Origin of the sequence: Lentibacillus saliphilus, assembly GCF_019093865.1 — a bacterium.
Classification (GTDB): Bacteria; Bacillota; Bacilli; order Bacillales; family Amphibacillaceae; genus Lentibacillus_B; species Lentibacillus_B saliphilus.
Window position 1 is genome coordinate 281496 of sequence record NZ_JABJXD010000002.1, and the last position, 26308, is coordinate 307803.

The following is a 26308-nucleotide window of genomic DNA, read 5'->3' on the forward strand; positions in this document are numbered from 1 at the left end:
TATTCCTTATTTATAGTGAAAAACTGCAACCACTAAGGTTGCAGTTTTTGCTGATTAATACACACTATCTTCTTCTTCAGGCTGCGCTATCTCTTGATCGTACGTAGTACTGGGACTATCAGATACAATTGGTTCTAATTCCAAATGATTTTGAAGTTCTTGTTTTGTTTGGTCAAGTGCTAACGCATCTAGTTCCCAGTAGTAAGCTTTTTGGGGCTCATAAACCCATAAATCATTACCTTCCAATGACATTGTATCAAAGTTGAGGTTTCCTTTTGTTCCATAAGAAATGAAATTCTTCATTTCACTGAATGTCATGTTTGTCGTCATATTCTTTCCTACAGCCTCAATGATATCATCAAATTTCAAAAAAGAATTTAGGGATGCAGACTTTTTGACAACCGCTTTAATAATTTCCTGTTGTCTTTTACCACGTTCGATATCATTGTCCAACTTCCTTGTTCTGGAAAGTGCTAATGCTTCCTCGCCATCGAGTAGTTGTCTACCTGGCAACAAGTGAATGGCATTCGCAACATCCTGTGAGTTTTGTTCATATAACTCGTACGGTACGTCTATTGTGACACCATTTATTGCATCTACAACATCAATAAATGCATCGAAGTTTACTTTAGCCCAGTAGTCTACAGGTATATCTAGAAGCTGCTCGACAGTTTCAATTGTAGCCTGTGTTCCACCATATGCATGTGCATGGTTAATCTTTGTTTTTCGTCCTACCTCAGGGACGTACACGTATGAGTCCCTTGGAATACTAACCATTTTCACGCTATGATCTGATTTATTTAGCGTTGCCAGAATGAGAGTATCAGATCGAGCGTGGTCAGAATTGTCCCGAATTTCGCTCGCATCTACACCGATAAGAAGTATGGAAACATGATCTTCACTTGGATCTACAAGGTCCTGTCTGAGTTCTGATTTATCCCTTCCATCATTTACATGAGAATCAGATAAAACATCTTCAGCTTTCTTATATAGGCTTGTGAAGTATACGAGCCCCGCAGCACATATTAATAAAATTGGAACTAAGACTATTGCAATTCTTTTTTTTGCAAGTCGCTTTTTCTTTCTTTTTACGATGCGTTTACGTCCGTTATGTTCAGCCATTTCAATCTCCTTTTTACCAGAACTTAACAATGAATATAATAAACACTTAATTCAAGTGTAATATGAAAAAAGTAACAAACGTGGTATTATAGTTGAAAACTATTCACTATGTTACTATGAAAATGCCGTGAAGTAAATTAAATTTTTACAATGTATTCGAATTGTAAAGAAAGCAAATTGAACCAGTTGTTTTACGATATAAAAAGGTTCATATATAAGATATTATAACGAAGGGTTGCCTTTATTAATGGATACTACCAAGAGAATCCCAATCATGAATATACATTTTTTGAATACAACTAAAGCGAAGTTCATAACTGATTTTATATTCCCGCGCCTAGAAAGCAATGAAAAGTGTTTTATCGTAACTGCTAATCCAGAAATCGTGATGAAAGCACAGGAAGATTCATCTTATATGGATGTGATACAATCTGCTGACTATGTTATACCTGATGGCTCAGGCATTATTCTAGCATCAAAGTTAATCAATAAGCCACTACCGGAACGTATTCCGGGCTTTGAAATCATGATGGAGTTGCTTGCATTAGCTGAAAAAAAGGGGAAAAGTGTTTATTTACTTGGTGCAAAAAAACATGTGAATGAACAGGCGGTTAGAGAGGCGAAGACCGCTTTCCCAGAGCTGAAAATTGCGGGTCATATGCATGGTTTCTTTGATCTTGATGATGAAGCCGTTGCACATGAAGTGGTCCGTTCGGGAGCGGATATTATATTTGTTGCGCTCGGAATGCCTAGACAAGAGAAGTGGATTGCAGCGCATAAGGATAAATTTAACCACGGTGTGTTTATGGGAGTAGGCGGAAGCTTTGATGTATTAGCCGGAGAGGTCAAGCGAGCGCCCAAAAAATGGATTGATCTTAATCTAGAATGGCTATACAGGCTTCTTAAACAACCATTCAGAATAAAGCGGATCTTTAAGGTGGTTGAATTTATGGTGCGTATTATTTTTACAGGAAAGAAGCAGAGAGATTATCATGTCTAATACATTCAAATATGCTGTACCTACCATTTTGTTTACATTGCTTGTATATAATGCTGCTATTCATACCTATCTTCCGTTCAAAGAATCAGCATATACAACGTTATCATGGACATTTAATATAAGTTTTTTTGTAATGGTTGTTCTTATGTTGAGGAAAAAAGACATTTTGTTAAATACCCAGTACACCCTTTTTCATCTTGGGGTATCCATGTTTTTGATTGGTGTAGCAGTTATTGACCTTACAAAATCCCATGATCATAATAGTCTATTATTAATGATATTATATATAAGTTTTTTTGTGGCTATTTCATACATTAGTTGGCGTCCGAAACAACTCCAAATATTTGGTGTTTTAGCTGTAGTTTTTTTACTGTGGATTGTGTTTCAGTGGAGCCAAGCAGGGTATATAGATAATCGTTATTCAGGTTACTTTTACAATACAAATGTAAAAGGTATTTTTGTTGCGTCTTTAATTTTTTTCCCAATAGCAGCCTATCGCAACGCTCCAATATACCTAAGGATATTTTATACAGTGGGAATAATCGGTGGACTTGTGATGACTTATGTCTCGACTGCCCGCTCTGCTATGCTTTTACTGGTAGTTGCTATAGGAGCTTGGCTTGTTTTAAGATTTAGCAACAAACTGTTTTTTTATTTGTTTCATATCATTTTGCTTTGTAGTGCTTTATTTGTACTCGTTTATCATTTATTAGCAATGTCACGGTTTGCAACGGGCTTGAATGAGTGGTCCTTAGAGCAGTTTGGAAAGTCATTTTTTTCGGGTCGCCAGCATATTTGGGGAGAGTCTGTTCAATATGCGCTAAATGCCCCAATTTTGGGACATAAAGTGGGGATTGCCCCTAAAGATTTTATGGAAGGAACCCATTATGTTCATACTCATAATCAATATATCCAAATTTTCCTTGAAAGTGGCATTGTTGGTTTGGGCCTATTTGTTTTAATGCTTTATGGCATATGGGTTGTATTGCAAAAAAACCTTCAGTCGTCTGTCGTTCAATGGTCAGCCTGCTTTTTCCTTGGTATTTTAGTATATCAAACGGTTGAGATTTCTTTGTTTTTTAATATGAAGCCAATCGGACTCTTTCACTGGTTTATGATAGGCTTAGGCGTTAGTGGTGTTCTGTTTCACCAAAAACAATCAAATAGACGTATACGACAACACTATAAATGATTTATGTTTATATCCAGTAGGAGAGTGATACTATTGAAAACCATCACGATAACAGGTTATAAACCAATGGAATTAAATATCTTTAAGGAAGATGACCCACGCATTCAATTTATTAAAAAGGCACTTGAGAAAAGGCTCATCGCATTCATTGAAGAAGGCTTGGAATGGGTATTGATTTCTGGGCAAATGGGTGTGGAGCTTTGGGCAGCTGATGTCGTTATGGCGCTTAAAGATGAGTATGACATCAATGTGGCGATTGTGCCGCCATTTGAGAATCAAGATGCACGGTGGCCTGATGCTCTTAAAGAAAAATATGAAGAAATGACGATGTTGGCTGATTTTTTCCAACCGCTTTATAAGGGAGAATATAAAGCACCGTACCAATTTAGGGCAAAGGATACTTGGTTAATCGACAAAAGCGATGGAGTTCTTTTGCTTGTTGACGAAGATTATCCCGCAAGTGTCCAGTATTTCTTGGCAATTGCTCAATCGACAGAAAACTATCCCATTTTCACAATAACGCCAGCTGATATAGACGATGTTGTAGAAGAGATGCGTATGAGTGATCCGGCTTATTGGGATGAATCCTACTAATAGATTGAAGTCGTCCATGACTCGACAGTATTTCCCGGGAAATGACATATTTGCAATATCAGCCGCTTATTGAAATACACTTCGACATATTCATAACTTCTACTATACTGCCACAATTTTTCCACCATGTGAAAAGATGCTCCAACATTCTGAAGTGAAAAGTCATCTATACTTTTTGGCATACTTTCATAATGAACATGGTATACATGTTCTAAATGGTTGTTTTCTTTCTACCTAAAAAGGAGTGGATGGAATGACAGAGTTTATGGCTGAAGTGATTGGCACGATGATCCTAATGATACTTGGATCAGGCGTCGTAGCAGGTGTTACGTTAAAGCGTAATAAGTCAGAAGGTGCAGGATGGATTGTTGTGACGGTCGCATGGGGTTTGGCGGTTGCGATGGCGGTATATGCCGTCGGAAGTGTCTCAGGTGCTCATATTAATCCAGCGGTTACAGTTGGACTAGCTTCTGCTGGTGAGTTTCCGTGGGAAAAGGTACCGATGTATGTGATTGCGCAGATGATTGGGGCGTTTTTAGGAGCATTCATTGCTTATCTGAATTATTTACCTCACTGGCGCAAAACAGAAGATCCGGCTGTTAAGCTGGGCGTTTTTTCTACGGCGCCTGCTATTCGTCATCCGTTATCGAATTTGCTAACAGAGATTATTGCAACATTTATCTTGTTATTAGGCATTATGTTTATCGGAGCAAATGAATATACAGAGGGCTGGAATCCGTTATTAATCGGATTGTTAATCGTTTCAATTGGCATGTCGCTAGGTGGACCTACAGGGTTTGCGATTAATCCTGCGCGTGACTTAGCACCGAGACTTGCTCATGCGTTTTTGCCGATTCCTGGTAAGGGTGGCTCTGATTGGGGCTATGCATGGATTCCTGTTGTTGGTCCTATCATTGGTGGTGTCTATGGCACGCTTTTTTATCAGTCCATTTTTCAGAATTCGTATACAACACTGTTTTGGATCATGAGTGCGATCGTAGGCGTGATTGTTGTGATTGCAGTGATGAGCCAGATGTCGCATAATGGTGCAAAACAAACAGGGAAAAATGGCGTGGCTTAAATGCCTACTTCCATATAAGGGTACATCAGTATTGAAACACGAAAGATATAAAGGGAGGTTATATACATGAGTAAACGGTATATTTTAGCCTTGGATCAAGGAACAACAAGCTCGCGAGCGATCATATTCAACCACAATGGTGACATTGTCGGTACAGCTCAAAGAGAGTTCGAGCAATTCTTTCCCCAACCAGGCTGGGTTGAACACGATGCGAATGAAATTTGGACATCCGTTCTAGCTTGTATTGCAGAAGCGTTGCGCATCGCCGATGTTGCACCTGTGGATATCGCTGGAATCGGCATCACAAATCAGCGGGAAACGACGGTTATTTGGGATCGACATACCGGAAGACCGATCCATAAAGCAGTTGTTTGGCAGTCGCGGCAAACAGAGGATATTTGTGAGGCGTTACGTCAAGAAGGATACAATGAATTGTTCCGGAGCAAAACAGGGCTTTTGCTTGATCCGTATTTTTCCGGTACAAAGGTTAAATGGATTCTTGATCATGTAGATGGTGCTCGGGAAAAAGCTGAACGTGGCGATTTAATGTTCGGTACGATTGATACGTGGCTCGTCTATAAGCTATCTGGTGGCAAAGCCCATGTAACTGATTATTCCAATGCATCACGTACACTTATGTACAATATTCATGAGCTTAAGTGGGATGATGAACTGCTTGATATTTTAGGTGTTCCAAAAAGCATGCTTCCAGACGTGAGACCTTCCTCCGAAGTGTATGCGCATACAATTCAGTACCACTTTTTTGGACATGAAGTTCCGATAGCTGGAATGGCTGGTGATCAGCAGGCAGCCTTATTTGGACAAGGGTGTTTTGAAAAGGGTATGGCGAAGAACACGTATGGTACGGGTTGTTTTATGTTAATGAATACAGGTGATGAAGGGGTAACATCAGAGCACGGGCTGTTAACGACACTTGCCTGGGGAATTGATGGTAAAGTGGAATATGCACTGGAGGGAAGTATATTTGTTGCCGGGTCTGCCATTCAATGGTTACGTGACGGACTTAAGCTTATAGAGGATGCACCAGAGAGCGAATTGTTTGCGACGCAGGTCTCTTCTACAGACGGTGTTTATATGGTGCCGGCTTTTGTTGGCCTCGGTGCACCACATTGGGATAGTAATGCGCGGGGTGCGATATTCGGCTTAACGCGCGGTACGTCGAAGTCTCACTTTATTCGGGCAACGTTAGAGTCACTCGCATATCAAACGAAAGATGTCGTCGATGCGATGAGTGCCGATTCTGGTATTAACTTAAAGACACTCCGAGTAGATGGTGGCGCTGTAAAAAATGATTTTCTTATGCAATTCCAAAGTGACTTGCTAGGTGTACCGGTTGAACGCCCAGTTATACAAGAGACAACAGCGTTAGGTGCTGCTTACTTAGCCGGACTTGCGGTTGGGTTTTGGGAAAGTAAAGAGGACATTGCAGGACAGTGGAAAAACGAAAAAACATTTGAACATACGATGACAGATGACATACGTGATGACTTATATAAAGGCTGGCAAAAAGCAGTAGAGGCGACACGGGTTTTTAAATAAATGAAGTAAAATATAATTGAGCAAAGTTGTGTGAGTATTTAACTCGGTGTAGTTGACCCAGCTTATATTGTGTGACCATATCTTTATCGGAGGGGCTAATGTGAAGTTGGCTCCTTTCGTGTGTCTTCTGAGTTGTCATATAATCTATTTGGTCTATTGACATAAATAATAGATAAATTATAACTAGATTTTCTCATTTATGTTATAATTTCTTGTATAATGTCGAAATAAAGAGTAGGGCATTTTTTACATAAAATAAGCATCTTTTCATCTATCAATATGATATACTCATAGTTATTGTTAAAAGATGGCATAAGTTGAAGAAACAAAACGGAGGTACATTCATGGAAGAAACGATTTCATTGCAGGAGATATTTGTCGTCATAAAGAAACGGCTGCTCCTCATAATTAGTTTAGTGATTGGTGCAGGGCTGATTGCTGCTGGGATTAGTTATTTTGTATTAACACCAACCTATCAGTCTACCTCTCAATTTATTGTAAATCAAGGGCAACAAGATCCAACAGCACAATATAATGTTAATGATATTCGAACGAACTTAGAACTGATTAGTACATATAATGTCATTATTAAAAGCCCCGCTGTTCTTGATGATGTCGTTGCTGATTTAGACCTACCTTATTCATCAGGGGTTTTGGGAGAGAAAATTCAAGTCTCTAGTGAGCAAAACTCTCAAGTGGTCACGGTAACTGCGACAGACCCGAGCAGTTCGATGGCGACAGAAATAGCTAATACAGTTGTAGAAGTTTTCCAAGAAAAAATCCCTGTTTTAATGAATGGGGTTGATAATGTTAGTGTTCTGTCAGAAGCAAAGACAGCAGCCGATCCGACCCCAGTATCACCAAAGCCGCTATTAAACATTGCGATTGCAATTGTGCTCGGTGGCATGGTCGGTGTAGGACTCGCATTCCTTCTTGAATACCTTGATACAACCGTTAAAACTGAACAAGATATTGAAAAGCATTTAAAATTACCTGTGTTAGGTATTGTTACCCATGTGTCAGAAAGTGAATTAAGAGGTAATATTCCGTCTGCCAATAGACGTGAGAGGGGGAAAGGGCATGTTCCGCAAAAAAGATCGGTTTAAAAATAATAAAACGGCACGCGCCCTCATTACCAAATTAAACCCGCGTTCACCTGTTAGCGAACAATACCGAACGATCCGGACAAATTTACAGTTTTCATCTGTTGATGAAAACATGCAAACGATTATGCTAACATCATCAGGACCAGGTGAAGGTAAGTCAATGACAGCCGCAAATCTTGCAGTTGTTTATGCCAAGCAAGATAAAAAAGTTTTGCTCATTGATGCCGATTTGCGTAAGCCAACTGTTCACTACACATTTGGTTTGAACAATTTATCAGGTTTGAGCAACGTCTTGGTTGGTGAATCGAACTTGGAAGATGCGATTAGTATGACAGACGTGCCGGGTTTAGAAGTCATGTCTTGTGGTCCAATTCCGCCGAATCCTTCTGAGTTACTCGGCTCAAAGCGTATGAAGGCATTGATTCAGCACGCTAGACAGTCATATGATATGATTATTTTTGATACACCACCAGTTCTGGCGGTTACGGACGCACAAATTCTTGCAAACCAATGTGATGGTGCATTACTCGTTGTAAGAAGTAAAGTAACAGACACAGAAGGTGCTAAAAAAGCTGTTGAGCTGCTTAGTGCAGGCGACACGAAAATACTTGGAACGGTATTAAACGATGTAGAGGCTAAGAATTCAAACTACTACTATTACTACGGAACATAATAGAAACTATTAAAGGCAGCTTGCGTCTCATGATTTTTGAGGCTTAAGCTGCTTTTTTATTTTGTGTGCGCTTATCAAAACGTCCACATCTAATATGTTAATTATAAATGACAGAAAAAATAAACATCGTTTGACAAGAGAGCTCATGTAGTTGTATAATTTAACAAAATTAATTTAACTAATTATCTAATTCTGTTATTAGTGATCGTGGTCGATATAAGAACTTAGTTATATGGCGTTATAAGGCTAACATATCTTTTTATATATCCTTGTTTTTCTTGTTAATCATTTTGAACGCGGTTACATGTCTAAAAATTTAAAAGGTATCATATGATTAGCCATTATACATTAATTAACTTAAGTAACATATATATTTAAAACTATAGGAGGATCACAATGAGAAAGCCAAACATTCTACTGATAACAAGTGATCAGCAGCATTTTGATACGATCGGTGCGTTTAACGAGGAAATTTCATCGCCAAATTTAGATCGGCTTGTTCAAGAAGGCACAACTTTTTCCCGTGCTTATTGTCCCAATCCAACGTGTACACCATCACGTGCTTCAATCATTACTGGGTTATATCCGAGTCAACATGGGGCATGGACCTTGGGGACAAAGCTTATGGAAGATCGGCATACAGTAGGTGAGGACTTCAGTGAAAATGGTTATCGAACCGCTCTTATTGGTAAAGCCCATTTTCAGCCCCTACGTGCAACTGAGGAGTATCCATCATTGGAATCATATCCATTATTACAAGATCTCGAATTTTGGAAGCGTTTTAATGAACCGTTTTATGGGTTTGAACATACCGAATTGGCACGAAATCATACAAATGAAGCCCATGTAGGTCAGCACTATGCTCTTTGGTTGGAAGAAAAAGGGTGCATGAATTGGCGTGATTATTTTGTTAGTCCGACTGGCACAATGGATCGAACGATCGAACATAAATGGCCAATCCCTGAAGAATACCACTATAATACGTGGATTGCAGAACGAACAAATCTCAAAATGGAATCCTACGTTCAGAATGACGAGTCGTTTTTTATGTGGGCAAGCTTTTTTGATCCACATCCACCATACTTAATACCAGAACCTTGGGATACGATGTATGATCCGGAACAATTGACAATCCCTCAAGGTGTTGATGGTGAGCACGATAAAAATCCACCACATTTCCAGATGACGCAAGAAGAAGATCCAGATTTCTCTTATTACAATGAAACAAAAAAAGGCGCCCATGGTTATCATTCTCACAAAATATCAGAGGAACGCCATAAACGCATTACTGCAACCTACTACGGAATGGTTAGCATGATGGACAAATACATCGGAAAAATACTCGATAAGCTGGATGAGCTAGGGATAGCGGATGAAACAATTGTCGTCTTTACGACTGATCACGGTCACTTTTTTGGACAACACGGATTGCAGGCAAAGGGCGGCTTTCACTATGAGGATTTAATTAAATTACCATTCATTGTCCGCTATCCTGGAAACGTGCCAGCTGGTCGCATTTCGACTGCAATGCAGTCACTTGTTGATTTAGCTCCGACATTTTTAACGTTGGCGGGTATCCATGTTCCCCACCATATGACAGGCGTTGATCAAAGTAGTGTTTGGTTAGGAAATAAAGATGCTGCTAGAGATCATGTTATTTGTGAATTCCGCCATGAGCCTACCGCCATTCATCAAAAGACATATGTTGATGAACGGTATAAGATCACCGTATATTACAACGAAACATACGGTGAGATATTTGATTTGCAAGAGGACCCGGGTGAATTTGATAATTTATGGGACAATCCCGATTATCAGGCGTTAAAGCAAGACCTATTACTCAAATACATTTGGGCTGAGCTTGGTAAAGAGTCTATGCCTATGCCGAGAATTTGGGGGGCTTAGGTAAGAGAATCAAGTGATGAAATCCAGAAAGTCTTTATAAATGAAGAATATGTAAAGGCTTTCTTTTGGATAAAAAAGCGCAGCATTGAAAGGGGGCGTTGCGGTCAACACAAGTGAGCTATGCTAGGACACTGTTGTAACAACGTTGGTATAAAAAAATGGGGGAAATATTTCAAAAAAGGGGGAGATTTCTATGAAGTATGTAAAGCTTCTATTAGTAAGTATGCTCGTATTCATTTTGTTAGCAGCTTGTGGAAAGAAAGCTACGGAAGAGTACTCCGGTCCAACGGAAGAAGAATTAGAAAACCTTAATAAAGCTAATTTCCCTATTGTAAAGGATGAAATTACGTTAGACTTTTTCGCTGGCCAAGCTCCTGCAACGAACCCGAACTGGAATGACGTTATGATATTCAATGAATATGAAGACATGACCAATATTAAAGTCAACTGGAAGATGGTTCCTCACGAAACGTTAGCAGAACAAAGGAATCTAGCCTTTGGTGGAGGCAACTTACCCAATGCCTTTCATAGTGCATCAATAGGCGCTTCAGATTTAATGAAATATGGTGAGCAAGGGGTTCTCATTCCTCTTAATGATTTAATTGATGAGTTTGCTCCTAATTTTAAAAAGATATTAGAGGACTATCCAGAAGTAAAGAATTCTATAACGATGCCTGATGGTAATATCTACTCACTCCCATTAATGAGTGATCCAAACTTTTTATCGTATCGAATGGGACCTAAGCCTTTTATTAATAAAGAATGGCTAGATGAGCTAGGTATGGAAATGCCAGAAACAATTGAAGACTATTACACTTATTTAAAAGCAGTAAAGAATGAATCTCCAAGCAATGGTACCGTAGATGAAGTTCCATTTGGCGGTCCTTCTATAACATCGCTATATCAGTATTTATTGGGGTCATTTGGACTTGCAAACAAGGGCTCATCGGGTGGGCTACTCGACATTGATCCGGAAACGAACGACTATCGGTTCTTCCCAATTGCTGATCAGTACAAAGACCTTCTCGTATATATGAACAAGCTGTATAGTGAAGGATTGATCGAACAAAACATTTTTACAATTGACCACCATCAATACTTAGCGAATTCAGCTGCTGGAAAATATGGCAGCATTGTATGGTATAGCCCAACGCAAATCATGGGTAAAGAGGTTGGAAGTCAATATGTAGGTATGCCTGCACTTGAAGGTCCATATGGCGATAAAATGTGGACGACGTTGTATGATACTGTATTGAATCCAGGTGCCTTTGCTATTACGAGTGAAAATGAAAATCCAGCAGCAACTGTTAGATGGGTTGACTATTTTTACGGTGATGAAGGACTTAAGTTTTTCTTCATGGGTATTGAGGGAGAAACGTACGAAGAAGATGAAGACGGCAATATTGCTTATAAGGACCACATAATGAATAGTAAAGAAGGGCTTTCCTTTGAGGAGGAGCTTGCAAAGTATCTTACCTTTCCAGGTGGTGGCTTTCCGTCCATGACGAGTCAGAAATACTTTTTAGGTGCCGAAAGTTCACCAGAATCATTAGCTGTTGCTGAAAAGCTAGGTCAAAATTTGGCTGAGGACCGTTGGATTCGTATGCCACATACAAAAGAAGAAAATGATCAACTCAGAGGATTCGGTACGGACATTGAGAAATATGTAAGTGAAATGAGGGAGAAATTCATATCAGGTGCTGAGCCGATTTCAGAGTGGGACAACTATGTCAATGAACTAGAAAAAATGGGCTTAGAAGAGTATATGGACATTAAGATTGATGCGATTGAAAGGCAGTATGATGAATAAATTACAACAAAGAATGGAGCGGATTAACTATGAAACAACTAAAATTCTTACTCATAATCTTAGTTGCAAGTTCCATAATGCTATCAGCCTGTAGCAAAGAGGCTAATACGGAGTTCACAGGTCCGAGCGATGAGGAACTGGAAAATCTAAATGAAACTGATCTTCCAATTGTGAAGGAAAAGATTACCCTTGAGTTCTTTGCGCGACATGATCCTGCTTCGAATTCAAATTGGAATGACGTTATGATCTTTAACGAGTACGAGGATATGACAAATATTGATATTAACTGGAAGATGGTGCCACATGAATCGGTTAATGAACAGCTGAACCTAGCGTTTGGTGGCGGTAATTTACCGGATGCTTTTCATAGTACATTTATGGGCAGCTCGACGTTAATGAAATACGGTGATCAAGGTGTATTGATTCCACTTAATGATTTAATTGAAGACTACGCACCGAACTTCAAGGCGTTAATGGAAGAATATCCTGAGATCGAACAATCAATTACAATGCCTGATGGTAACATATATGCATTTCCGACGATGGGTGATCCAGATTTCCTAGCCTATCGTACAGCCCCAATGCTTTATATTCATGAAGAATGGTTAAATGAGCTAGGGATGGATATGCCCGAAACAACAGAGGAGTTTTATCAGTATTTGAAAGCGGTTAAAGAGCAGGGACCAAGCAATGGCGAGGTAGAAGAGGTGCCATTTAGCGCACCTACAATGGATCATTTTTACGCGAACCTAAGAGGTGCCTTTGGGGTTGCGAATAAAGGATCTCAGAGTGGCTACGTTGATTTAGATCCAGATACAAATGACTATCGTTTTTACCCAGTATCGAATGATTATAAAGCGTTGTTAGAGTACTTGAATAAACTGTATAGTGAAGGCTTAATTGAACAAAATATCTTCTCCATTGAGCATGATCAGTATCTAGCCAATTCTTCAGAAGGCAGATACGGTAGTACAGTTTGGTACAGCCCAACACAGGTAATGGGAGAAGAAGTCGGTAGTAAATATACGGGTGTTCCTGCTTTAGAAGGCCCGGACGGAGATAAGATGTTTGTGAATCTAAAAGGTGCTGTCAGAAGTCTAGGAGCGTTTGCCATCACAAATGAAAATGAATACCCAGCCTCTACGGTGAGATGGATTGACCATTTCTATGGGGAAGACGGGATCAGAATGTATTTCATGGGGATTGAAGGCGAAACGTTCGAGTATAATGCAGATGGAGAAGTCGAATATACTGATAAAGTTTTAGGAGATAAAGACTTATCATTTTCCGAACAGGTTTCAAGATTTTTAACATTCCCTGGTGGCGGATTTCCGACCATGTTAAAGGAAAATTACTTTAGAGGTGCTGAAAGCTCAGACATATCAGTCGAAGCAGCGGAAAAAGTAAAGCCTGACTTAGTTGAGGATCCTTGGCCATCGATTCTTCATACTGAGGAAGAAAATAAAGATCTGCAAGGATTTGGAGCCGACATCGAAAAATACGTTGCTGAAATGCGCGATAAATTCATTTCAGGTACTGAGCCATTTTCTAAATGGGACGCATATATAGGCGAACTGGAAAAAATGGGACTAGACGATTATATGGATATTAAGGTTACCGCAATCGAAAGACAAGTTGAACAGTAATTGAATGTAGGGGGGATCTTCCTCCCTTTTTTTATCATCCACTAAATGTTAAAAACCATTAAAAGATATTATTGACTTTAAAAGATGTACTTGCTAATATAAAAGTAAGTTAATTTAATAAAGTACACACAGAAGGTGCTTTTGAAGTTTTTTGATTATTAGTAATGGTGTTGTAGTAAGCCCTTCCAATGATCAGTTTACATTAGGTGTTTGCAATAACAGGGTATTACGTAATCGATTTAATGTAAACGTTTTTATCAGTGAATTTTCAGACAAGCGCAATCGTATAAGCGCATGGTTGAAACTATCGACGAATAAAGGAGTGTACGCAAAATGAAACAAGTCAGAATAGGTGTCATAGGTGCCGGACTTAGAAGTAACATTGCCAAACACTGGCATAATCCTGACGGAGATTCAATTGTAACAGGTGTAGCTGAGATTAAGCGTGATCGGTTGACGAAGTTTAAAGAAACGATTGCACCTGATTGCTTTACAACGACGGACTACAAAGAATTACTCGAAAGGGACGATGTTGACGCTGTAGCCATATTGTCACCTGATCATTTACATGAAGAACATGCCGTTGCTGCATTGAAAGCTGGAAAGCATGTGTATTGCGAAAAACCACTGGCCATTACAGATGAAGGCTGTGACCACATTATTAAAACAGCAGAAGAAACTGGAAAACATTTGATGGTCGGATTCAACATGAGATATATGCGTATGTTTCAGACGATGAAAGGCATTGTTGACTCCGGCATCATCGGTGATATTAAAGCTGTTTGGGTCCGCCACTTTGTAGGCTACGGTGGTTATTTTTATTATCACGATTGGCATGCGCTCAAAGAAAATACAACATCTCTATTGCTGCAAAAAGGCTCACATGACATTGATATTATTCATTGGATTACAGGGTCATATACGAAGCGTGTCTCTGCATTCGGAAGCTTGGACTTCTTTGGGGGGAACAAACCGAATGATTTAACGTGTCCGACGTGTGACGTGCGAGATACATGTACTGAAGCCAGCCCTCATACATTAATTGAATGCGCATACAGAGACGAAATAGATGTAGAGGACAATAATGTGGTCATTATGGAATTAGAGAATGGCATTAAAGCATCTTATTTGCAATGTCATTTCACACCTGACTATCACCGTAACTATACATTTATTGGAACAAAAGGTCGTATGGAAAATTCCGAGCCAGATGGAAAAGTATATGTTAAAACGAGAAAGTCAAATTCGTGGGAAGAATTTTCCGATCAAGTCTATGATATTAAACCGGCTGAAGGTGGTCATAGTGGGGCTGATCCAGTTATATGCCAAGACTTTATTGATCTCGTACTCTATGATAAACAACCTATCCCGACGCCTTTAGATGGTCGTATGAGTGTCGCTACAGGATGTGCGGCAACTGAATCCATTCGAAACAATGGACAGGTCGTTGATGTAAGCCGTCCTGAATAATTCTGCACGTTGTTTGCGAAATTAATCGATATTTGTCTTTCTCTTTCATTCATATACAAATTTGGGGGGTATTCAATGAGAGTTACAAGATTATTAATGATCATCATTGTATTTGGGGTGTTTTTAACAGCATGTGGTAAAGCAGAACAGCAAAGCTTTGAGGGGCCAACTGATGAAGAATTAGAGAATTTAAATGAAACAGGGATGCCGATCGTTGAAGAGCAGATTAGTTTGGAATTTTTTGCTGGTCAGGCACCCGCGACGAATCCCGATTGGAATGATGTGTTAGTTTTTAATGAATATGAAGAACGCACCAATATGGATATCAAGTGGAAAATGGTGCCGCATGATTCCATTGCTGAACAACGTAACTTAGCTCTAGGAAGTGGCTCCTTACCCGATGCATTTCATAGCGCTCAACTAGGCTTATCTGATATTGCGAAGTATGGGGAACAAGGTGTGTTTATTCCGTTAAATGATTTAATCGACAAATACGCCCCTAACTTCAAGAAGATTTTAGATGATCACCCCGTGATTAGAAATGCGATTACGATGCCTGATGGCAACATATATTCTTTCCCGCTCATCAGTGACCCCGAGTTTGCGTCACATCGGATTCAAGCCCGTCCATTTATTAATAAAAAATGGCTTGATGAATTAGGGATGGATATGCCGCAAACGACGGATGAATTCTATCAATTTTTGACAGCCGTAAAAAATGATTTAGGTGAGGTTCCGTTTGGTGGACCTTATATTAGTACATTAACACAGTATTTGTTAGGATCATTTGGTTTAGCAACCCGAGGTGGGTCCAACTCATATATCGATGAAGATCCCGAAACAGGTGATATCCGCTTTTACCCTGTATCAGATGACTATAAAGAGATGCTCGAATACGTCCACAAGCTATACGACGAGGAGTTAATCGAGAACAACATTTTCTCTATCGATCATCACCAATTTATTACAAACTTAGGTGATGGCAAATATGGAAGCGTTGTCTGGTTTGCACCTGAGGAAGTGGCCTCCAAAGAAAATGGTGGCAACTATATCGGGATGCCGACTTTAGAAGGACCGCATGGTGACAAGCTCTTAACGAAAATAGGCGATCCTGTACAAAGTCCAGGTGCATTCGTCATTACAAATGAAAATGAAAATCCAGCTTCAACAGTGAGATGGATTGACTATTTCTACGGCGAAGAAGGAATGGAACTATTCTTTATGGGCGTAGAAGGAGAAACGTTTGAAAAGGCTGATGATGGCAGCATTCAATTTATGGACCATATTACACAAAGCGAAGATGGTTTAACATTTGAAGAGGAAATTGCGAAATATTTAACGTTCCCTGGCGGTGGCTTCCCATCAATGGTTAACGAGAAATTCTTCCAGGGTGTAGCAAATGCACCACAATCACTTGAGGCGTCCGATAAATTGGAGCCTGATATGATTGATGACGATAAAATTTGGCCGACATTAACGTATACGAAAGAAGAAATCAATCAGCTGCAAGGCTTCGGTACAGATATTGAAAAGTATGTTGGTGAGATGACGGATAAATTTATCTCTGGTGCTGAACCGTTGTCCAAATGGGATGCGTATGTCGCTGAAATTGAGAACATGGGATTGGAGGATTATTTAGAGATTAAAGAAGCAGCACTTGAAAGACAACTTAAATAATCATTGACGGGTATGAGGGGGCGTTGTGCCCCTTTGTACCGGTACTGTCCAAGGAGGGGAAGTTATGGCTACGAAAAACGCAGCTGACCACGCTTTAACGACAAGCAGACGGCAAAATTTCAAAAAGCACTTTGGAGCAAATTGGCAAGTATATGCACTTTTAATGCCAGCAATAACGTATTTTATCATATTTAACTATATACCGATGTATGGGGTACAAATTGCCTTTAAAGATTATATCGCCAACCTAGGATTCTGGGGCAGCCCTTTTGTTGGTTTTGAGCATTTTGAGCGATTTTTTGATTCATATTACTTTTGGCGATTGCTTAAAAACACATTGATCTTAAGTCTTTATGAACTGTTATTATTCCCGCTACCAATTATCTTTGCCCTCGCTTTACATGAACTGAGCTATGGTAAATTCAAGCGTTGGTCTCAGACGTTAACATATGCGCCGCACTTCATATCTGTAGTTGTTGTTGTAGGTATGATTGTCGCATTTTTGGATCCGATTACAGGTCTTGTAAACCACATTATTGAATTCTTTGGTGGGACGTCACAGAACTTCTTGACAGATCCTAACTGGTTCCGACATATTTTCGTATGGTCAGGCCAATGGCAATCATTAGGCTGGGGAACGATTATTTACTTAGCGGCTTTAGCTGGTGTTAACCCAGAATTGTTAGAGGCAGCTAAAGTAGATGGGGCTTCAAGGCTCCAACGGATTATGCACATTAATATTCCAGCTATAATGCCGACAATCGTTGTGTTATTCATCTTGAACATGGGTAACTTTATGGCGATCGGCTTCCAAAAAGTCTTACTTTTACAGAATAACTTAAACTCAGAAACATCCGATATTATCGCAACATTTGTCTATGAAACAGGTATTCTAGAAGGACAGTATAGTTTTTCAACAGCTGTAGGACTATTTGAATCAGCTATTAACATCATCGTCCTCGTTTCAGCGAACTATTTAGCCAGAAAAGTTAGTGACAATAGCTTATGGTAAGGGGGAGAGCACATGTCCGATAAAACGTTTGATATACTTAATAAGATATTTGTTAGTATCATTGTGCTTATTATCGTTTATCCGTTGATATTCGTAATAAGTGCATCCATTAGTGATCCGGCTGCAGTCAGCACGGGGAAGATGTGGTTATGGCCGGTTGATATTACGTTAGACGGGTTTAAGATGGTCTTTCAAAACAAAGACATATGGATGGGGTACCGCAACACAATTATATATGTTGTTGTCGGAATTCTAGTGCATTTAGTGCTCTTACTTCCTTGTGCGTATGCACTGTCTAGACCTGAAGTGAGATGGAAAACAGGAATTTTGTGGTTCATTTTGTTCACAATGCTCTTTAATGGCGGCATGATCCCAACGTACCTGGTCGTCAAAAATCTTGGCATGCTCGATACGATGTGGGCTATTGTTATTCCTGGTGCACTAGGTGCCTGGTCTGTTCTTGTTGCACGTGCTTTCTTTCAACAGAATATACCGAATCAGTTGGTTGAAGCCGCGAAGATAGACGGCGCCTCTGATTTCTATATATTTTATAAAATTGCTTTGCCTTTATCGGTGCCAATTATCGCGGTTATGGCGTTGTTCCACGGTGTTGGATTATGGAATCAGTACTTCTCCGCTTTAATTTATTTATCTGATAGAAATCTATTTCCGTTACAGTTAATTCTGCGAGAGATTTTAGTTCTTAACGAGATGAGTACGGGTGAAGGTGTACAAGAAATCGCTGGAAGTGCCGGCTCGTTTGCTGATCAGGTCAAAATCGCTGCGCAGATCAAATATGCGGTTATGATTGTATCAACGTTACCGCTCATTATGGTTTATCCATTTGTACAACGATTCTTTGTACAAGGTGTTTTAATCGGTTCTGTTAAAGAATAAATGAGCTTGAGAAAATAAATTAAATGTTCATCTATCCTAAGGAGGTTTTTACGACATGAATGGATTTGCAAATGGATTTTATCGGGTCGCAGAATGGATTACACGCCTGGCATATATCAATCTCCTTTGGATAGCATTCACCCTTGCTGGCTTGATCATCTTTGGCTTTGCACCAGCAACAGCAGCGATGTTTGGTGTTGTCAGGAAGTGGGTTTCTGGTGATGACGACATCCCAGTATTTAAAACATTTTGGACGATCTATAAAAAAGAGTTTTGGAAAGTCATGGGGTTAGGCTTTATTTTAGCAGCGGTCGGTTACATCATCTATATTGAGTTCAGCATTTTAAGAACACAGGAAAGCGTCGTTTATTATATTGCGAGCTTCGGTGTGATCGCTCAATTTTTATTATATTTTATCGTTGCGATGTATGTTTTTCCGATATATGCCCATTTTGACTTGAAGTCATTTTCCTATATCAAGTGGGCCTTCGCCATTGGAATGAGTCATCCGATTTTAACAGTGTTTTTGGCTGTCGTGACAAATGTTTTGTTATACGTGGCGACGATGACGGTTCCAGTTCTGGTGTTTTTCTTTGGTGGTAGTGTGACAGCTTTTATTTTAACGTGGGGGATTTCGAAAACATTCCCAGCTTATGAGGAAGTTAGTGCTTGAGTTAAATTAAATACATGCACATAAATGACAAAGGGGGAAAATTGGTTGTCTAAACTGACCGTACAAGGTAAAGAATTATTTCTTAACGATGAACCAATACAACTCATTTCGGGAGCGATACACTATTTTCGGGTTGTACCAGAGTACTGGGAAGATCGTTTATTAAAAATGAAGGCATGTGGTTTTAACTGTGTTGAGACGTATGTGCCTTGGAATCTCCATGAACCAAAAGAAGGGGAATTTAACTTCTCAGGAATTGCTGATATAGAACGGTTTATTGACATTGCAAGTCAAGTTGGCTTGCACGTTATTATTCGTCCGAGCCCTTATATATGTGCAGAGTGGGAATTTGGGGGCTTACCAGCATGGTTGCTTGCCGATCGTAATATGCGTGTCCGTTCTCATTATAAACCGTATTTGGATAAAGTAGATCGCTATTATGATGTGCTGTTGGAAAAGCTGCGTCCTCTGTTGTCGACGAATGGTGGTCCAATTATAGCGATGCAAGTTGAAAACGAATATGGCAGCTTCGGGAATGATAAAGCCTATTTAAAACATCTGCGAGATGGCATGATTGCACGAGGAATTGATGTTTTACTATTTACATCTGATGGTCCTACCGACTTGATGCTTGAAGGTGGTACGGTTGAGGATGTGCTTGCAACGATTAATTTCGGATCGAGGCCACAATTGGCTTTTGACAAATTACAACAGCATTTTCCTAACACCCCTAATATCGTGATGGAGTATTGGAATGGATGGTTTGATCATTGGGGCGAGGAGCACCATAGACGTGATTCACAAGATGCTGCACAAACCTTTTCGAATATGCTTGAAAACGGTGATTCCGTTAACTTCTATATGTTTCATGGTGGAACCAACTTTGGATTTTACAATGGCGCAAACCATGGAAAGCAATATGAACCGACCATTACAAGCTATGACTATGACTGCCCACTTAGTGAAGCAGGGGACCTTACACCAAAATTCTATGCGGTCCGAGATGTTGTCGCAAAGCATAAAGATCTAGGTGAACTCGTTTTGCCAGAGCCAATTCCCAAAATAAACTATGGAGCTGTCAAGCTGAATCAGTCTGTCCGTTTATTTGATGTACTAGACGAGATTGGTCAATGTGTACATAGAGCGAATCCTGAAACGATGGAAGAATTGGGGCAGAACTACGGTTTCACATTGTATCGTACGTTTATAAAAGGTCCGAAAGAAAAAACACCATTAACGATTCAGGACGTGAGAGATCGTGCCTTGGTGTTTGTAAACCGCCAGTATGTAGGTGTTATCGATCGGTGGGACAATCACACGGTTGATATTGAAGTGCCTGAAGAAGGTGCAACACTAGAACTTCTTGTTGAGAACATGGGACGTATCAATTACGGGGCTCAGCTCTACGATGTTAAGGGTATCACGCGTGGTGTTCGTCTCCACTATCAATTTTTATTTGATTGGACAATTTATACGTTGCCGTTAGACAATATTGACCAGCTCAGCTTCAAACCATCGGATGTTGCTCAGAGCCATTCTCCAAGGTTTTACCGTGGAACGTTTGAAGTAGACAAGGTCGGCGATACATTCGTTGATTTACCCGGTTGGAAAAAAGGGGTCGTCTTTATAAATGGCTTTAACCTAGGAAGGTACTGGGAAATTGGTCCACAGGAAACCCTTTACTTGCCTGGTCCATTATTGAAGCAAGGCGAAAACGAGCTTGTTATATTTGAACTACATGATCATGACAACGACACGGTTGCGTTAATTGATGAACATAAGCTAGGCTAAATAAAACACTATGAGATCGCATTTTAAAGCGGTTTCATAGTGTTATTGAGTATGCTCTAAAATTTTAAGAGACATGTACGAGAAAGAAAAGGAGTGTAATCGAAATGAAACCGAATGTTTTGCTCATCATGGTCGATCAAATGCGAGCTGATTGCTTAAGCATATTAGATCATCCTGTCGTCGATACGCCAAATCTAGATCAATTAGCACGTGACGGAGTTTTATTCAGCAATGCTTATTCTGCGACGCCTTCCTGCGTCCCAGCACGGGCTTCAGTTCTAACAGGTATGTCACAGGCGAAGACAGGTAGGGTTGGTTATCAGGATAAAGTCCCGTGGCAGTATAAACATACGATTGCAGGTGAATTTACGAAAGCAGGCTACCATACACAAAGTATCGGAAAAATGCATGTGTATCCGACAAGAAATTTATGTGGTTTTCATAATGTCCAATTACATGACGGGTATATGCATTACAGCCGTTTTAAACATCATACGACGACGCTGGAGTCACAAGGCTATACAGATGATTACTTAAACTGGCTAAGAGAAAAGGCTGGTAGTCACGTAGACTTAACGGATTTAGGACTTGATTGTAATTCGTCAACTGTTGCCCGGCCGTGGCATTTACCCGAAGAACTTCATCCGACAAATTGGGTAACGACCCAGTCCATTGATTTTTTACGGCGGCGTGATTCAACAAAGCCATTCTTTTTGAAGATGTCTTATGTGCGCCCACACCCACCATTTGATCCGCCGGAAGTGTTTTATGACATGTATAAAGACCTCGAAATGCCAGAGCCGCCAGTGGGGGATTGGGCTGATCAAACTGATGATAGCCGGTCTGGTTTAAGCCCGATCACGTCAAAAGGTATTGTTCCGAAGCACCGCCTTACACGGGCGCAGGCAGCGTATTATGCGTTAATTACCCACATTGACCATCAAATAGGGCGCTTTATCAATGCCATGCAGGAATACGGTGTGTATCACAACACGGTCATATTGTTTGCGTCGGATCATGGCGAATTGCTCGGAGACCATCATTTATTCCGTAAGTCACTACCATATGAGGGGAGTGCTAACGTCCCATTCATTCTTGCAGATCCTGGCAATAACGTGCACCTACAAAAAAATTCGACTGCTGACCATGTAACAGAAATGCGGGATATTATGCCAACACTCCTCGATGCAGCAGACATCTCTATTCCGGATACGGTTGATGGCAAAAGTGTTATACCGCTCTGTAAGGGGGATAACGACATACCCCATTGGCGCTCTTATATTCATGGTGAACATGCCTTCGGAAAGGAATCCTTTCACTATATTACTGATGGAAAGGATAAATATATTTGGTTCTCACAAACAGGAAGAGAGCAATTTTTTGATTTAACAAACGATCCACAAGAAACATATGACGCCATTGCCGACCCAAACTATGCCAAGAAAATCGACGAGCGGCGTCAACAGCTCATATATGAAACAAAGGACCGAGAAGAAGGCTACTCTGATGGAACATCACTCATCGTAGGCCAACCTGTCAAAGCAACACTTAGTCATATTGGATCTTAAAGGAGACGTGAAAATGGAGCAGTCTGAACATCGTTTTAAAGCATTTAATCCGATTAGCGACAAAACCCCTTTCTTACTGCACGGAGCGGATTATAACCCGGAGCAATGGTTAAAATCACCTGACATTCTTGAAGAAGACATTCGATTAATGAAACAAGCTCATTGTAACGTCATGTCTATTGGCATGTTTTCCTGGTCAACATTAGAGCCGCAAGAAGGTCAATTTGAGTTTGATTGGCTCGACCACATCCTAAATCGACTTTCAGAAAACGGTATTTTTGTATTTCTTGCTACGCCAAGTGGCGCGAGACCAGCTTGGATGTCAGAAAAGTATCCTGAAGTGTTGCGAGTCAGTTCTAATAGAGTTCGTAATCTGCACGGACATCGCCACAATCATTGCTTGACATCACCTATTTATCGAAAGAAGATCGGCCTGATAAATGAAAAGCTGGCCAATAGATATTCAAACCATCCAGCAGTTATTGGCTGGCATATATCAAATGAGTACGGTGGTGATTGTCATTGTGAGGCCTGTCAACATGCCTTCAGAAACTGGTTACAGGATACGTATCAAGAACTGGATGCGTTAAACGAAGCATGGTGGACGACTTTTTGGAGCCATACGTATACAAGCTGGTCGCAAATTGAATCGCCTGCCCCACATGGAGAAATGATGGTCCATGGTTTGAATTTAGATTGGAAGCGATTTGTGACCGATCAGACAATTGATTTCTTTCGTCATGAGATCAAACCATTTAAAGCAGTGGATCCAAACATTCCAGTTAATACGAACTTCATGATGCTGTTCGATGGCTTAAATTATGCCAAATTTGCTAAAGAAGTTGATTTCGTTTCTTGGGATGCTTATCCGACGTGGCATGACAACACGGATTACAAGCAGGTGGCGGCTCATACGGCGATGAATCATGACTGGTTCCGTACATTAAAAAATGGTCAACCGTTTTTATTAATGGAAAGCACGCCGAGCGCTACAAACTGGCAGGAGGTTAGCAGGCTAAAAAAACCAGGCATGCACGTATTGGCTTCATTACAAGCGGTCGCCCACGGGTCAGATTCTGTCCAGTATTTTCAGTGGAGAAAGAGCAGAGGGGCGAGTGAGAAGCTTCATGGCGCAGTGGTTGATCACGTAGGGCATGAACATACACGTGTTTTTAAGGACGTCACACAAGTTGGTACTATCCTCGAGCAATTAGACGATATCGTCGGCACAACGGTTGAAGCCGAGGTGGCGATTGTTTTTGATACCGAAAACAGATGGGCGATCAATGATGCACAAGGTCCTCGGAATATCGGTATTAAATATGAAGAAACGGTTAGAACGCATTACCAAGCGTTTTGGGAACGGGGCATATCTGTTGATATGATCGATATGGAGCAAGATTTATCAAAGTACAAGCTCGTCGTTGCACCGATGCTTTATATGGTGAAGGCAGGCGTCGGTGAAAAAATAGAACGGTTTGTCGAACAAGGTAGCACGTTTGTCACAACGTATTGGTCTGGGATCGTTAATGAACATGATCTATGTTTTTTAGGCGGTTTTCCAGGACCTCTCCGGAAAACACTCGGGATATGGTCAGAAGAAATTGATGGCTTACATGATGGTCAAACGAATTCGATTCATATGGCACCAGACAATCACTTGGAACTGGCAGGTGACTACACAGCATATGAGCTTTGCGATTTAATCCATTCGGAAGGCGCTGATGTGTTGGCCGCATATCAATCAGACTTTTATGCTGGTAGACCAGCAGTGACCGTTAATCAATTTGGCAAAGGCAAAGCATATTATATTGCTTCAAGAAATAAGCCATCATTTCATAGTGATTTCTACGGGAAATTGATCAAAGAAATCGATATAAAAGGTGTCGTCAATGCTAGCCTTCCTGAAGGTGTGACAGCACAAAAACGAACTGATGGACAGAACAATTATATTTTCTTATTGAATTTCAGCGAAGAAAACAAACTAGTAGAATTGGATAATGGGAGTTATATAAATGTGTTGAGTGGCGCAGTTGTCAATGCAGCAATCGAGCTTTCACCATTCGGTGTTTCGATACTGAAGAGCCCTATTAATTGATGAAAAGGGAGTGAAGGAACTTGAAACAAAAGAGCAAGAAGCCGAATATCGTATTTATGCTATCAGATGATCAAGGCGCCTGGGCAATGGGGTGTGCTGGAAACGACGAGATTCGCACGCCAAATTTAGATCGCCTGGCCGAATCAGGCATCCGTTTTGAAAATTTCTTCTGTACGTCTCCAGTTTGTTCACCAGCAAGGGCATCGTTATTTACAGGGAAGATGCCATCGCAACACGGTGTTCACGACTGGATAAGCGGGGGGAATACGGGGGAACATGCGATTGAATATTTAGCAGGACAAACAGGTTTGACAGATATTTTAGCAGAACATGGCTATGAGTGCGGCATAAGTGGCAAATGGCATTTAGGCGATAGTCAAACACCACAGAAAAGCTTTAAGCATTGGTTCGTACATGAAAAAGGTGGTGGGCCTTATTATGGCGCAAGGATGGTTAGAAATGGAGAACTGGTCGTAGAGGAGGACTATTTAACGGACGTCATTACAGATGATGGGATTCAATTTATTAAGGAACATGCTCACGGAGAAAATCCATTTTACCTCAGTGTGCATTATACAGCACCACATGACCCGTGGATTGGCCAACATCCGGAAGACATTGTCGCATTATATGATGACTGTTTGTTTGAGTCCTGTCCACAGGAGCCCCTGCATCCCTGGACAATTCCTACAGCACCTGGACGTGATCAGCCGAGAGAGCATTTGAAAGGCTATTTTGCTGCTGTTACAGCTATGGACGCTAACATTGGCCGTATTATTGACACATTGGAAGAGGAGGGCATACGTAACGATACACTGATTGTCTTTTTAAGCGACAATGGCTTTAATTGTGGCCATCATGGCATATGGGGGAAAGGGAATGGTACGTTTCCGCAAAATATGTATGATACGTCAGTGAAAGTACCTGCGATCATGAGCCACCCTGGAACGATTGTTGAGCATATCGTGAGTGACGAACTCGTGAGCGGTTATGATGTACTGCCAACATTATTGGACTATTTAGGTTTAATGCATTTCACCCCAGAACACTTGCCTGGTCGAAGCATTTCACCAGTACTTCAAGGTGATGCTATAGAGGAGAGAGACAATGTTGTGATTTACGATGAGTATGGACCCGTTCGGATGATTCGAACGAAGGAATGGAAGTACATCCATCGATATCCATATGGCCCGCATGAGCTGTATGACTTAATAGACGATCCGGGTGAAAGGCATAATCGCATTGATGACACAGACTGTGAACAGATTGTAAAACAAATGAGAGGCGATCTTGAAGAATGGTTTTACACCTATGCTGACGCTGCAATTGATGGCACACGTCAACCAGTCTCAGGGCTAGGTCAAATTGGCCTTGCAGGTATTAACGGAAAGGGCAAAAAAGCGTTTGTAGATCCTAAATAAATGAGTAGGAAA

General features: G+C 40.6%; 20 protein-coding genes. 19 read left to right on the forward strand and 1 reads right to left on the reverse strand.

Annotation, left to right across the window (positions count from 1 at the left end):
* Window positions 1-54: 54 nt before the first annotated feature.
* Entirely contained in the window at window positions 55-1122 is a 1068-nt protein-coding gene (locus tag HPC67_RS05615) for an LCP family protein (protein ID WP_217586477.1), read from the reverse strand.
* Between the two features lie 274 nt (window positions 1123-1396).
* Here HPC67_RS05615 and HPC67_RS05620 point away from each other — a divergent pair, with 274 nt between their 5' ends.
* From HPC67_RS05620 to HPC67_RS05710, 19 genes are all read left to right on the forward strand, one after another.
* Window positions 1397-2122 carry a WecB/TagA/CpsF family glycosyltransferase gene (locus tag HPC67_RS05620; RefSeq protein WP_246569733.1) on the forward strand — a complete coding sequence of 242 codons (726 nt, stop codon included), beginning with the start codon at window positions 1397-1399 and terminating at the stop codon, window positions 2120-2122.
* A complete protein-coding gene (locus tag HPC67_RS05625) occupies window positions 2115-3314 on the forward strand; it encodes an O-antigen ligase family protein (RefSeq protein ID WP_217586479.1) in 1200 nt (399 codons plus the stop codon). Before HPC67_RS05620 ends, HPC67_RS05625 begins: the two co-directional genes overlap by 8 nt.
* 33 nt (window positions 3315-3347) lie before the next feature.
* Window positions 3348-3908 (forward strand): SLOG family protein, encoded by a 561-nt coding sequence (locus HPC67_RS05630; protein WP_217586480.1) that lies wholly within the window; start codon window positions 3348-3350, stop codon window positions 3906-3908.
* A gap of 253 nt (window positions 3909-4161) precedes the next feature.
* Window positions 4162-4989 carry an MIP/aquaporin family protein gene (locus tag HPC67_RS05635; RefSeq protein ID WP_217586481.1) on the forward strand — a complete coding sequence of 276 codons (828 nt, stop codon included), beginning with the start codon at window positions 4162-4164 and terminating at the stop codon, window positions 4987-4989.
* Window positions 4990-5055: 66 nt separating this feature from the next.
* Complete coding sequence (gene glpK, locus HPC67_RS05640; protein ID WP_217586482.1) at window positions 5056-6549, forward strand: glycerol kinase GlpK; 1494 nt, start codon at window positions 5056-5058, stop codon at window positions 6547-6549.
* Window positions 6550-6893: 344 nt separating this feature from the next.
* A complete protein-coding gene (locus HPC67_RS05645; protein WP_217586483.1) occupies window positions 6894-7655 on the forward strand; it encodes a YveK family protein in 762 nt (253 codons plus the stop codon).
* Window positions 7630-8328 carry a CpsD/CapB family tyrosine-protein kinase gene (locus HPC67_RS05650; RefSeq protein WP_217586484.1) on the forward strand — a complete coding sequence of 233 codons (699 nt, stop codon included), beginning with the start codon at window positions 7630-7632 and terminating at the stop codon, window positions 8326-8328. The genes HPC67_RS05645 and HPC67_RS05650 overlap by 26 nt, the downstream gene beginning before the upstream one ends.
* 396 nt (window positions 8329-8724) lie before the next feature.
* A complete protein-coding gene (locus HPC67_RS05655; protein WP_217586485.1) occupies window positions 8725-10233 on the forward strand; it encodes a sulfatase family protein in 1509 nt (502 codons plus the stop codon).
* A gap of 193 nt (window positions 10234-10426) precedes the next feature.
* The gene (locus tag HPC67_RS05660; RefSeq protein ID WP_217586486.1) at window positions 10427-12043 is read left to right on the forward strand and encodes an extracellular solute-binding protein; all 1617 of its coding nucleotides are present in this window, start codon (window positions 10427-10429) and stop codon (window positions 12041-12043) included.
* A 29-nt stretch (window positions 12044-12072) separates the two neighbouring features.
* A complete protein-coding gene (locus tag HPC67_RS05665) occupies window positions 12073-13689 on the forward strand; it encodes an extracellular solute-binding protein (RefSeq protein WP_217586487.1) in 1617 nt (538 codons plus the stop codon).
* A 333-nt stretch (window positions 13690-14022) separates the two neighbouring features.
* Window positions 14023-15159: a Gfo/Idh/MocA family protein gene (locus HPC67_RS05670; protein WP_217586488.1), complete on the forward strand. Its 1137-nt coding sequence runs from the start codon at window positions 14023-14025 to the stop codon at window positions 15157-15159.
* Between the two features lie 75 nt (window positions 15160-15234).
* Window positions 15235-16836, forward strand: coding sequence for an extracellular solute-binding protein (locus tag HPC67_RS05675; protein WP_217586489.1), 1602 nt, complete (start codon window positions 15235-15237; stop codon window positions 16834-16836).
* Between the two features lie 64 nt (window positions 16837-16900).
* Window positions 16901-17848 (forward strand): ABC transporter permease, encoded by a 948-nt coding sequence (locus tag HPC67_RS05680; RefSeq protein WP_217586490.1) that lies wholly within the window; start codon window positions 16901-16903, stop codon window positions 17846-17848.
* Between the two features lie 12 nt (window positions 17849-17860).
* Window positions 17861-18745 carry a carbohydrate ABC transporter permease gene (locus HPC67_RS05685; RefSeq protein WP_217586491.1) on the forward strand — a complete coding sequence of 295 codons (885 nt, stop codon included), beginning with the start codon at window positions 17861-17863 and terminating at the stop codon, window positions 18743-18745.
* 55 nt (window positions 18746-18800) lie between these two features.
* On the forward strand, window positions 18801-19418 hold the full coding sequence (locus tag HPC67_RS05690) for a YesL family protein (RefSeq protein ID WP_217586492.1): 618 nt from the start codon (window positions 18801-18803) through the stop codon (window positions 19416-19418).
* 45 nt (window positions 19419-19463) lie between these two features.
* Entirely contained in the window at window positions 19464-21209 is a 1746-nt protein-coding gene (locus HPC67_RS05695) for a glycoside hydrolase family 35 protein (RefSeq protein WP_246569735.1), read from the forward strand.
* Between the two features lie 104 nt (window positions 21210-21313).
* A complete protein-coding gene (locus tag HPC67_RS05700; RefSeq protein ID WP_217586494.1) occupies window positions 21314-22777 on the forward strand; it encodes an arylsulfatase in 1464 nt (487 codons plus the stop codon).
* A 13-nt stretch (window positions 22778-22790) separates the two neighbouring features.
* A complete protein-coding gene (locus HPC67_RS05705) occupies window positions 22791-24875 on the forward strand; it encodes a beta-galactosidase (RefSeq protein ID WP_217586495.1) in 2085 nt (694 codons plus the stop codon).
* 20 nt (window positions 24876-24895) lie between these two features.
* Window positions 24896-26296, forward strand: coding sequence for a sulfatase family protein (locus tag HPC67_RS05710; RefSeq protein ID WP_246569736.1), 1401 nt, complete (start codon window positions 24896-24898; stop codon window positions 26294-26296).
* The last annotated feature ends 12 nt before the right edge of the window (window positions 26297-26308 follow it).